General features: G+C 67.1%; 9 protein-coding genes. 1 reads left to right on the forward strand and 8 read right to left on the reverse strand.

Going from position 1 to position 11375, the window contains the following annotated elements; translation table 11 throughout:
• Together VFZ20_RS21005 and VFZ20_RS21010 are read right to left on the reverse strand one after the other, a co-directional pair.
• Positions 1 to 1057: aminotransferase class V-fold PLP-dependent enzyme (locus VFZ20_RS21005; RefSeq protein WP_329685904.1), on the reverse strand; the 1057-nt coding region annotated here is incomplete at its 3' end.
• A 1-nt stretch (position 1058) separates the two neighbouring features.
• Positions 1059 to 1436, reverse strand: coding sequence for a carboxymuconolactone decarboxylase family protein (locus VFZ20_RS21010; RefSeq protein WP_329685905.1), 378 nt, complete (start codon positions 1434 to 1436; stop codon positions 1059 to 1061).
• A 248-nt stretch (positions 1437 to 1684) separates the two neighbouring features.
• On the opposite strand from VFZ20_RS21010, the gene VFZ20_RS21015 reads away from it, so the two are divergent.
• Complete coding sequence (locus tag VFZ20_RS21015; protein WP_329685906.1) at positions 1685 to 2851, forward strand: hypothetical protein; 1167 nt, start codon at positions 1685 to 1687, stop codon at positions 2849 to 2851.
• Positions 2852 to 2853: 2 nt separating this feature from the next.
• Here the strand turns inward: VFZ20_RS21015 and VFZ20_RS21020 are convergent, their stop codons facing one another.
• The 6 genes from VFZ20_RS21020 to VFZ20_RS21045 form a co-directional block, all read right to left on the reverse strand.
• Positions 2854 to 7074 (reverse strand): DUF3883 domain-containing protein, encoded by a 4221-nt coding sequence (locus tag VFZ20_RS21020; RefSeq protein WP_329685907.1) that lies wholly within the window; start codon positions 7072 to 7074, stop codon positions 2854 to 2856.
• Positions 7075 to 7423: 349 nt separating this feature from the next.
• Positions 7424 to 7714 carry a GNAT family N-acetyltransferase gene (locus tag VFZ20_RS21025; protein ID WP_329685908.1) on the reverse strand — a complete coding sequence of 97 codons (291 nt, stop codon included), beginning with the start codon at positions 7712 to 7714 and terminating at the stop codon, positions 7424 to 7426.
• Between the two features lie 87 nt (positions 7715 to 7801).
• Positions 7802 to 8281: a DinB family protein gene (locus tag VFZ20_RS21030; protein ID WP_329685909.1), complete on the reverse strand. Its 480-nt coding sequence runs from the start codon at positions 8279 to 8281 to the stop codon at positions 7802 to 7804.
• Positions 8282 to 8472: 191 nt separating this feature from the next.
• A complete protein-coding gene (locus tag VFZ20_RS21035) occupies positions 8473 to 8880 on the reverse strand; it encodes a nuclear transport factor 2 family protein (protein ID WP_329685910.1) in 408 nt (135 codons plus the stop codon).
• Between the two features lie 20 nt (positions 8881 to 8900).
• Positions 8901 to 9920: a hypothetical protein gene (locus VFZ20_RS21040; RefSeq protein ID WP_329685911.1), complete on the reverse strand. Its 1020-nt coding sequence runs from the start codon at positions 9918 to 9920 to the stop codon at positions 8901 to 8903.
• A gap of 90 nt (positions 9921 to 10010) precedes the next feature.
• Positions 10011 to 10757, reverse strand: coding sequence for an enoyl-CoA hydratase/isomerase family protein (locus VFZ20_RS21045; protein ID WP_329685912.1), 747 nt, complete (start codon positions 10755 to 10757; stop codon positions 10011 to 10013).
• Positions 10758 to 11375 lie beyond the last annotated feature (618 nt).

Genomic DNA, 11375 nt, shown 5'->3' on the forward strand with positions numbered 1-11375 from the left:
CCCGGTGGTCCACGATGATGTTCTGGTTGGCCAGCGCGTGCACCGCGCCCGGCGCGTCGTCGTGGCGGATGAGGATGATGCCGCTGCGGTGATCGGCCTCGCGCGAGATCTTGAGCTCGAAGCCCGCCTCGTCCGCCAGGCTCACCAGGTCCTCCGTGAGGGCGCGGATGCGCTCGTACACCCGGTCCTGGCCCGCCTCGGCAAAGATCTCCAGCCCGCCCAGCGCCGTGTAGATGGTGGGCACCGCCGGCGTGCCCATGCTGAACCGGCCCGCGTCCTCGCGAAAGTCCAGCGCGTCCACGCGAAAGGTGAACTGGTCGCGCGCGCCGAACCACGACGCGATGGTGGGCTTGAGGTCGGCGATGATCTCCTCGCGCACCCACAAAAACGCCAGCCCCGGCCCGCCCAGCAGCCACTTGAGCGGCCCCGCCACGTACACGTCCGCGTCCACGGAGCGCGGATCCACGCGGATCTGCCCCGCGGACTGGTAGCCGTCCACGATGAACAGCGCCCCGTTGTCGCGCGCCGCCCTGGCCGCGCCGCTCAGGTCCTGGACGTAGCCCGTGCCGTAGAACACGTGGCTCGTGGCCACGATGGCCGTGCGCTCGTCCACGTACTCGGCCCAGCGCTCCGGCGGCACGCCCACGCCGTCGTCCGACGGCACGCGCACCACCTCCACGTCCGGCCGCGCCAGCCACTGGTACACCAGCGTGGGAAAGTCCAGGTCGGCCACGACGACCTTGTTGCGCCTGCTGTAATCCACGGAAGACGCGATGGACGACAGGGCGCCGGAGACGCTGGGCGCGAGGGCGACCTCGTTCTCCTTCGCGTTCCACATGGACGCCACCTCGCGCCGCAACTGGGCCACGCGGCCCATCCACAGCTCGTACCACGCGCTGGCGCCCATGGTGTTCCACAGCGCCTGGTACTCGCCCAGGTAGCCCATGGAGCGGCGGCTCAGGGCGCCCAGCGAGCAGGAGTTGAGGTAGGTGCGCGTGAGCAGGATGGGGAACTCGGCGCGCCAGCGCTCCAGGTCCTTGTGCGGGATGGCGGTCATGTCAGTGCTCTGCGTGGCCGGTGGATTCGGGCGCCTCGCCGGCGTTCAGGCGGTCCAGCATGTCCACCGCCCGCCGCAGGTGCGGGATGACGATGGAGCCGCCCACGATGAGGCCCACGTTGAAGGTCTCGAAGAACTCGGCGTCGGTGACGCCCTCTTCCTTGCAGCGGATGACGTGGTACGTGACGCAGTCGTCGCAGCGCAGCACCAGGCTGGCCACGAGCCCCAGCAGCTCCTTGGTCTTCACGTCCAGCGCGCCGGCCTCGTAGCAGCGCGTGTCCAGGGCAAAGAAGCGCTTGATCTCCAGGTTGCCGGCCTCGAGGATGCGCGTGTTCATGCGCTCGCGAAAGGCGCGGAATTCTGCCAGGCGGTCGGACATGGTTGCCTTGCGTGCTCCGGGTGGATTCGAGGAGCGCGCAAAGTGCCGGACGGCTCCCCCAGCGTCAAGCCAGGGAACGGCAACGGCATTCTCACGCAGAGCCGCGGAGGACGCGGAGTACCCCTTTTCCGTGCGATGCGTAGATTCTCTTCTGCGGCACCCATCCGACAATTGCTCCTTTCTCGTTCCTCCCTCTTCCGACGTTCCTGATGCGACGGCCCGTGTTCACTTGGCCACTCGGCTTCTGTGTGTTCACGCTCCTGCTCAGCGCGTGCAATCGCGCGCCGCGACAGCATGCGAGTACACAACCCGCTTCGTGCGAGAGCCGCGCGAAGGGTTCGCGCTGGGCCACGGCGGGCGCGTACCAGCAGACGACTGTGATCGGAAGGAGAGAGAATGACTGGTTCCACGAGGTCGGCGGCGTGGCGGTGTACGATAGCCTCGTTTTCGTGTACGATGCTCCGGAGAGCCAAATTACGGTGCTGACGGAGGCGCTCGCGCCCGTTCGGACCTTTGGGCGGCGGGGCGGGGGGCCCGGCGAGATGACCTCGTTCACGTCCATGGGACTCCTGGGTCCGCAGTGGCAGTGGCTCGCGATGGCCGGCGATACGCTGACGGTGTTCGATGGAATTGCGGTCCATCGGTTCTCGTTGGACGGGCGTTTCATCGGCCGCGAGTACAACCGCGCCGTGAAGCGTATCGATCTGAATGACGGCTCTCCCATCGTTGCCCGGGTGGATGGAGCGCTGCTTTCGTCGTGGGGCGGCTATCACCTCTCCATTCTACGGGAGCCGTCGGATCGGTGGCGCTGGAGCATCCTGCGCCACACGTCCGGCCGGCCGGACTCGGTGATTTCGCTCCAGCTCAAGCCGCTGCCCACCGGTCGCCAGGGTGTGCCCTTTACCGGACCCGAGCAGGCGGAGCCCGTGTGGGGGTGGTCCCGTGACTGCGTCGTGGCGACGGACGGGAGCGGGGGATGGCTGGTCCGCGCCGAGCTCGATGGTCCCGGCCTCGACACGGTGACGTTCGAGCTTCCGGACGTCGAGCTACCCAAGGTCGACAAGGAAGAGATCGCGCGGATGAGCGGCATGGCGAGCAAGGGACGGGCTGGCTACCTCGAGCCCTCGGCGCTGATGAGAGTTTCGTCGCTGGTGGTCGACCCGGACGGCTACGCCTGGATACTTCCGGCCCAGGAATGGCCACGAGGCGCCCAGGCGCAGATCGTCCGCGTTTCCCTCGCGACGGGCAAGGCGGAGTTCGATACCGTGCCCGCGTTCCCCATCGCGTTCGGCCGTCCCGGCGTGTTTTACGCGCGCACGAACAGCACCATCAACGGCGTTGCCGAGGTGGGCCGGTACGAGGCGAAGCCGGCGACGATGTCTCGTCAGGCTCCGCTACCAGGAATACGCGAGTAGTATCACAGGGGCTCCACCTCCGCGTACAGGCTCGCGATGTCGAGGCGGATCGACTCCTCCATCATCATGCCGATTGGATCCCGGAAAGGCCTGACGATTGGATGGGCACTGTCCGCCCGGTACACCCGATACAGGACGTACCGGGAGCGTTCGCGGAGAGCAAGCTCGAACTCGGACCGGCTCCACTGGAATCTTCCACCTGCCCCGCTGGTCGCCTTCACTTCCAGCCAAAGGGGTGATCCATCGTCGTCCACTGATCGAATATCGTGGTCCGCCCCTTCATCGGACTCGCTGGCCCAGATGACATTATCTGGATTCTGCCCGGCAGCGCGTACCCGCGCCCGTTCCATCTCGAGTACGATCTCCTCCCCGCGACGACCAAGTGCTCGATCTCGCTCTACATCGCTCTGCAAGGGGACGGACCATCCACCTCCGCCACGTGATCGTGGAACTCGCGTTTCGGTAGGTGCAGGCCGCCACCCTGGTGTGAATTGAGAAAGAATGGGCTCCACCAGCGCCAGCGGCGGATGCGCTCTGGGGGGCGGGGCCGGAGTAGTTGCAGACAAAGGCTGAGCGGGTGAGTCCTGTGCCGGGGTACGACCCCGATGCTCTCCCAGCGTCCGTGTCAGGATATCTCCAATTACCTGTTGCAACGGTACGTCTGGTGAAGAATCCGGTGGCTCGGGGAAGGTCGGTCCTTGTTCCTCGTCCTCCTCGTCCGCTTCGTCGGGGGATGACTCGATATCGCCGCCCAGCATCGGTGGGTTCCAGGGTACACCACGGTCGTTGAGATATTGCCTCATTTCCTGCGCGTCTGCGCAGGCGAGCAACCGGTAGATGGGATCGGCAATCTCGAAGGTGTCCTCGTGCTCCGCCGCCAGGAAATCTGCGAGCGCGCGAGCAATCAGGTCCATGAACTCCTGTTTTCGACGGGCGCCCGCAATGAGCACATGATCGGCCTCGATTCCCACACGGCAGGGAACCTGAATCGTGTGACCCGCGATCCCGTACTCAGCGTAGAGCTCGCGGACGGTTTTCAGACCAACGAGCAGTTCTAGCCGCTGCCCCAGGGCACGCGCCTGATCTTCTCCCCGTCCGCCACGACGGCGCGAGCGCGCAGAGAAGTACGCGGACAGCGCGGATGCGAACACCGGGTCTTGCATCCGGTTCAAGGTTCCCTCGCTGTCGAGCCATTCGTGCGGGGTATGTTCTGCACCCGCGCGGTAGCGGATGAGCGAGCGTGCATTCCGCAGCGATGCCACACCTTGATCGTACAGGAACGGGAGGGTTGCTGGCTCGGCCGCCGCGAACGCGATTGGCGTCTCTTCTGTGGCGAGCGCTGCGGCCATCCCTGGATCGTCATCGATCACGTACCTGTGTGCGGCCACGTCGTTCGCGGTGTGGAGTCGTCCGTCGCGATCCATGAACACGCGGGCGTCCGGGGGAAGGGTGTTCAGCCGACCTGTCAGATGCGCGTATGCGGCCCGCAGGGCATCGCGGTCTGTCCGGTGGACCACGGCTCCAGCCGTGGGATAGGTGCGCGCCACGTGGTGCAGAATTGCTTGCCAGTGCCGTGCGGACGCCGTGCGGCTTGCGCCCAGTGCGGATACAGCCTGGACCACCGCCGGTACGGCATGGCGAAAAAGCGGGACCACGCTCGAGAAAATACGGGTCTGGGTGGAACCCACGAGCGTCTCGGCGGGTGTAGCCCACTCGCGGCCCGTCCAGATGACGGGTTGCTCCGCGAGCGACTCTGGCCGCAGGCGTTCCGCGCGGAGCGCATCAACCAGCGCGGGATAGACGACTCCCGGGGAGTCCAGGTGCGTGGACGAAGTGCGCAGGCGACCCAGGTAAGCAACCATGTCACCCCACTGCGGCTCACTTCGGCAACCCAGAGCCGCAAGCATGCGGTCCGGCAGCTCGGCGGCGACGTATTGCGCGTCCGGGCCGAGACACGCCCGGTTGTGCGGCGCGTCCAGGTATGTGCCCGTGGGAGCCAGGATGGTGCCTGCTGAAGTGCGGCACCACGCGATCGTGCGCAACTGTCGTAAGACTTGGGGCGGCAGCTTGCGATACCAGCTGCGGATCAGGTTTTCACACGCAGGTGCGCGTGAGGGCTCTGTGGCCACTGTGGAGGCGAATGCGATGACGTCTGCCGCCTCCACTCGCTTACGAAAGCGAAAAGCGTGAGCGAGGATCTTCCTTCGGCTGAAGTCCGCGTGTGGAAAGTGGAGCACGGGGGCCAGCACGTCCGCTCCGGCGCTCGTCCTTGGAATAAGATCGGCGGGGCGCATCCAAGTCCCCGCGTGGTCGCGGAGCACCGGGGTGTCCCGCAGGAATGCGCGCACACTCCGTGAGAGCTCCTCGCCCCGGCCGATCAGCAGCCTGTATAGCGCCTCGCGCTCTGTGGCGTTTGCCGTACCCGCGCGGACCCGCGCCCCCACTTCGTGAGCCCAATGATTGATCTTGAAGGGCTTGGCCAAGCCGCCAACGACTTGGGCAGGCACTAGCTCCGGGTGCAGCCGGTCCGACGCGGGGATTTCCGCGAGCTCGTAGAATTCTTGAGGCACCGCCCAAAGCGAGGTTGCTGGGGCAAGTGTATTCGCGCCGGTGAGCGTGGTCGGGGTGGATTTCAGGTCCTTCCAGTTGTCGGGGGAAAGCCGCTTGGCGTGGGCGTCCAGCGCGCGCGCGAACTGGGTTTGCCGTGCTGCATCGGCGAGTGCGCCGGGAAAGTTCGTGTAATAAAAACTTGCCTGCTTCTCGACTTTGGTATGGAGGCCGGCCGCTGTTTCTCCCGCGCAGCGTAGCCGCACGAGTGAATTGAGGGTGAACGGCATTGCTCCACTGTCCTTTGCTGTCTTGCGCAACGCGAGGTCGCTCGCGAGGCGACGGTCCAGATCCCTGGACTCGTCGACAATGAAGCCGTCCAGGCTAACAGCGTCCGGGATGACGAGATGGCTGGCACGGACAAAGACGGGCGTCTTCCCGTCGCTCTCGCGCTTTTGGGATGGCCAGCACGCCTCGGTTTTCAGGTGCTTGGCGATGCCTTCCAGATAGGTGCGGGGACTTGCCGGGCTAACTTCCGCGAGTGCATGGAATGCCGATGCACCGAAGCGCTGTAGCCAGTCGGATCGGAGCAGCAGGGTTGTTAGTTCGATTGCGCGGTTCAGCAGCCACGTGTTCCAGGGACTGCCGTCCATCAGCCGCGTCCGATCACCGTCCATCTGGAACGGGGCATTCACGCTTACAGCAGTTCCTGTAAATCCTTGCGGCACACCAAGCGGGTAGAAAAACGTGCCTCGCGCTGCGTGATCCAGCTCCTCGTTTCGCAGCCGCACAGACACCCCGACAAGCACCTTGCCGCCCGGCCACGCGAAATATTCGGGGAAGCTCTCGTTCCGATGTATGCCGCGGTCAAAGCCCTGCTGGAACTCGATCTCCTCGAAGCGCTGCGGGCGCTTTCGTTCAGAATCTGTCAGGCGAATTGTTCTCTTGAGCACTTGGATGCCGCGAACGCGGTTACGCAGGGGTTCGACGGATTGCTTCCAAGCCAGCCTGCGGCCCAGCCTCTCGGAGCGGACCACAATGGTTTCGAGGCTCCGCCGCTTTCCGGGCCGCGCCAGCTTCAATAGCGTCGGGGCGAGCTCGGCCGCGAGCGCATCCATCGCGGCGCGTTCTTCATCGGCGCCAAATGGCTGTAGCAGGCCATCCCGCGCGGTACGATAGGGAACCTCAATGAGCACGCCTGGTCGTCCGCGGCTGGACGGATCGGGCAGGACAGGGGGAGTTCCGTGAAGCCGGTCAAGGAAAATCTGCCTGCCGCCCGAACGCACATAGATCCGATCGCCAAACAGGAAAAGCGATCGAAGGCCGAAGTTCTTCGAGCCGATCCCGTTTACCTTCTCCTGCACGCGCTCGCCTGTAGCATGCACCCGGCCCGTACCCAGCATGAGCGACAGGCGCTTCCAACCCGCTGTGTTGATTGTCGCGCCTGTTCCCTTCACGCGGAGGGAAGTCGGACCGAAAGTAACCTCTAGCTGACGACCGCCAGCGTCGTACTCGTTCTGGACGAGCTCACGAAGTACGCCGGGAGGATCGTGGGCGGCAACGAACTGGACGAGAACGCTTTCGCCCATGTTGAAGCGCAAATCCGCGTCCGGGATTGCGGGAGGAGTCCAATCTGATTTTGCGGCTCTGGCGGCGCGCTGGGTAAGGGCGTTCATGAACTTTGAGACGACGATGGGGATACGTGTTCGTGCTGGCGTGCGTTGCGACAAGTGAAGCGGGAAAAGAGGAAGAAACGCGTGAAGCTCGCAAAGTGCTCCGGCACGAGCAATCCTCTGGATTCAGCAGGTGCCCCCGTTCCCTGAGTTCGCGCACGCGATCGTCTTTGGGGCCGTAAGCGGGCGCTGAGCTCGCTTTCGGTTGAGCCGGGGTTATCGGACCAGAAGGCTGACGCAGAGCAGCGGAGGCGCAGAAGAACTTCGTCGCGCGATGAAGTACTCTGCGTCCTCCGCGGCTCTGCGTGAGAATGCAGTTGAAGTTTCGCGGTATTCGCGGATCGGCGCGCGGCTACTCCTCCTGCGTGACGATCTCCTCGTACTCGGGGTGCCGGTCGATGTAGGCGCGGACGAACGGGCACCAGGGCGCCACCTTGTCCCCCGCGGCGCGGGCCGCGTCCAGCGCGTGCTTCACGATGCGGCTGCCGATGCCCTGGCCCTCCATCGCCTCCGGCACCTCCGTGTGCGTCAGGAAGATCGTATCGCCGCGCCGGTGGTACGCCAGCATGGCCATCTGCCCGTCCACGGCCAGCTCGTACCGGCCCTCGTCCGCGTTGTCCGTCACCCCGCTCTGGTCCGCCATCCCATCCTCCCGTTCATCGCCGTTCGCCCCGCGCCGGGTGCCCGGGGCCGCCGTCCGCCCGTCTGCGCAATCGCCGATCCACGGCCCTCACGCCGACGGCCACACGCCCAGCAGCCGCCGCACGGCGATCAGCTCGCCCACGTGGTACGCCGTGTGGTCCGTCACCAGCAGCAGCTCGCGCAGGTACGTTTGCCCGTCGCCGTGCGGGATGCGGGCGAACAGGTCGATGGACTCGTCCATCGACAGCGCCTTGAGGGCCTCGCGGTCCGCGCGAAAGGCGGCCACGCTCTCGTCCCAGGCCGTGGCGGAGGGCGGCGCGTCCGTCGAGGGCCAGTAGTCGTCCGGCCAGTTCATCTCCTGGTAGTCCGGGTTGCGGCAAAAGTCCAGGATGTCCCACTGGGTGATGCGCAGGTGCTCAAGCAGCCGCCACGGCGAGTACGGCAGCCCCTCCGGAATGCGGCCGCGCGCCTCGGGCGGAATGCCCTCCACGGCCGCGTCAAAGGTGGCGTGCGCGGCCTGCCAGTCCAGCGCGGCCGCGAGCTGTGCGCGAAGGGCTTGGTCGGACATCGGGCGATCTCGTGCTGAGTGCGGACGGGTTGTCTCGGAAAAGTACCAAGTTCCGAGTGCCAGGTGCCAAGTGCCAAGTGCCAAGTGCCAAGTGCCAAGTGCCAAGTGCCAAGTCGTCCTTCTGTCGATGCGTCACGCGCGCGATGCCGGCCGGCAGGTGCGCGATGAACACGACGGATTACCGAACGGCGCTAGAACGGCTCGAAGCAGTCGTAGTTGCGCTGGGTGGCAATGCGCCCGTCGCGAAACTCCAGGAACACGCCAAAGTGCGCCACCATGTCGCCGCCGGCGGGGAGGGAGCCGAAGGGCACGGCCAGCGTCCCCGTCCACAGCACCTCCAGCGCCACGTGGTCGCCGCTGGCCACCGCGTTGCGCACGTCGTACCGCTGCGCCGTGATCACCGCGCGGCCGCGCGCGTTCGCCTCTTCCAACTCGCACAGCGTGCGGCGGGCGCCGCCGGGCACCAGCCGATTGGGAAACTCCTCCTGCACCACGTCTTCCGTGAAGAACGCGGCCATCTCGTCCCACGGCGCGCCGCGGGAGATCGCCTCCAGGTAGCGCCGCGCCGTCTGCACGTTGGCGGATTCGGTGTCGGTCATCGTCGTCGTCAACAGGTGGATCAGCCGCCCGTGAGCTTCACCAGCATCTCCGACACAAAGGCGCGCACGGTGCCCTCCGCCTTGTCGGACGGCGGATACGTGCCGCGCACCTTCACCAGGAAGCCGGGATACGAGAACAGGATGTAGCGCGACTCCATGGGCGTTCCCGGCGCGTCCTCGCGCTCCACCTCCATCACGATCTCGCGCCCCGCGCGGTAGCCGGCGCCGTCCGTGACGGGGATGGGCTCGTTGCGCTTGACGTTCATGCGGCGAAAGTGGCCGCGCCGGATGAGCTCCGGGCCGCTGTCGATGAACCCCTGCGCCTCCTCGCGCACCCAGTCCTCCGCGCATGCCTGGGGGCAGCGCTCGTCCGCCGGCGGACCGGGGTAGACGTACACGTCGAAGAACAGGCCGTCCGACTCGCGGGCGTAGCGCACGCTGCTGCCCAGCCGCGGGTCCTCGTAGTCCTCGCGCCCCGCGAACGCGAACTCGCCCACGGAATCGGGGATCTGGATGGAAACCCGGCTGCGCCGCACGGGCGCGTGCAGGTCCACCCCCCGCGCCGCGAGCGTGTCCATGGCCATGGTGAGCCCGGCGGCCAGGTGCATGGCCGTCAGCAGGCCCACGGGCGACATCGCGTCCTCCGCCTTGCCGGACGGCGGGTTGCAGAGAACGCGCGCGCCGATCTCCACGTCCGTGGAATCCGCCCGCGCCGCCGTCGCCACCATCAGCAGCACGCCGGGATGCGGAGCCTGCGTCCACTCCTCGCCCCGGGTCTCGTCCAGGTACGTGAACCGCGGCGCGATGGACCAATTGCCCGTGGCGTTGGGCGAGCCGCGCACCTCGTACCCGTCCTTCACCAGCAGCGAATCCAGCGTGGCGGCCACGCGCGTGGGGTGCGCGTGAAGCGCGACGGAGATGTTGATGCCGTCCGCCCGCGACTCGCCGTTGGGGCAGCGGGGGCGGTCGTCCTGGGCAGCCAGGCCCGTGGCCAGCAGCGCGGGGAGCAGGCAGGCGGATGCGGGGAGCCGGCGGATCATGGGTGCGGCGGTGGGGGACGAGGGGACGGGTGGAGCAGGGGACCGGTGCCGCCGCGGATGCCGGTCCCGCGGCGGCGAAACGGATGCGGATCAGCGGCGCATGGTGCGCTGCACGTAGTCGCGGATGCGGGCGTGCGTCTCCGGCGCGCTCCACAGCGCCAGGGCCGCGCGGTCGTATTCCGCCGCGCCGTCCATCCGCGCCAGCGCCTGGGCACGGACGTGCTGCTTGCTCATGCGGAACACGTCGGGCGAGAGCGAGGCCAGCTGCGAGGCGACTTCCTTTGCCCGCCTCAGGAGCGCGTCCGCCGGCACGACCTCGTCCACGAGGCCGAAGGCGTGCGCCTCGGCGGGCGGGAGCGTGCGCCCCGTGTAGATCAACGCCTGGACGCGGTCCGGCGAGACGGCGAAGCGCACCACCTCCAGCGCGGCGGCGGGAAAGGGCACGCCTACGAGCAGCTCCGGCACGCCCACGCGTCCGCTGCCCTCGGCCATCACCTTGTAGTCCGCCGCCAGCGTCATCACGCCGCCCCCGGCGATGGCGTGCCCGTTCACGGCCGCCACGACGGGCACGGGCAGCGCGAACAGCGCCCGGACGACGTCCGACAGCAGCGGGTAAAAGCGGTCCGCGTACGCCTGGCCGCCGTCCAGGATGCGGAACAGGTCCACGCCCGCGGAAAAGATGCTCCCCGTGCCCGTGAGGATGACGGCGCGGGCGCCGCCCAGGTCTTGGAACGCGGGTACGAGCGCCTCCAGGAGCTCCACGTCCAGGGCGCTCGCCTTTCCGTGCGCCAGGCGCAGGGTCAGGATGCCGTCGTCGTCCAGCGCGCGTTCGATCATCGTCCGTGTGGGCGGGGATGGATGTGGATGGCGGGCGTTCACACTACGCGCCCCGCTCGCCGCCCGGCAAGGCGGGGGCTCGCTCTGGTGGAGAATTGATTTCCTGAGTCATTCGGCGTTGCGCGCACCCTGCGGGACGAAAGCAGTAGTTCAACCTCCCCCAGGGGTTTTGGGGGAGGTGGGCGAGCTCCGCGAGCCCGGAGGGGGCGTTCGCGCGGGGCACGCCTCCACGCACAATCTCAGCCCTGGCTTTCTATTCAGGGAGGCGCCGCGCGATCTCGCCCGTGCACAGTCCCATGGCGCCGACCGAAGGATCTTCTCTCCCGCCCTCGGCGCCCGCCCTGACGACGAGGACTCAGCCGCGCCGCCTTTCCTGCACGACGCGGCGGTCGAGCACGGGCGAGAAGATCCTTCGGGGCCGCACGGATCCTGCGCGATCAGGTTCGGCGCGGACCCCTCAGGAAGACAAACGGGGGACGGATCATCATCCCCGATGCGGCGGTCGAGCACGGGCGAGAAGGTCCTTCGGGGCCGCACGGATCCTGCGCGATCAGGTTCGGCGAGGGCCCCTCAGGAAGACAAACGGGGGACGGATCATCATCCCCGATGCCGCGGTCC

Source organism: Longimicrobium sp. (assembly GCF_036280135.1).
Classification (GTDB): Bacteria; Gemmatimonadota; Gemmatimonadetes; order Longimicrobiales; family Longimicrobiaceae; genus Longimicrobium.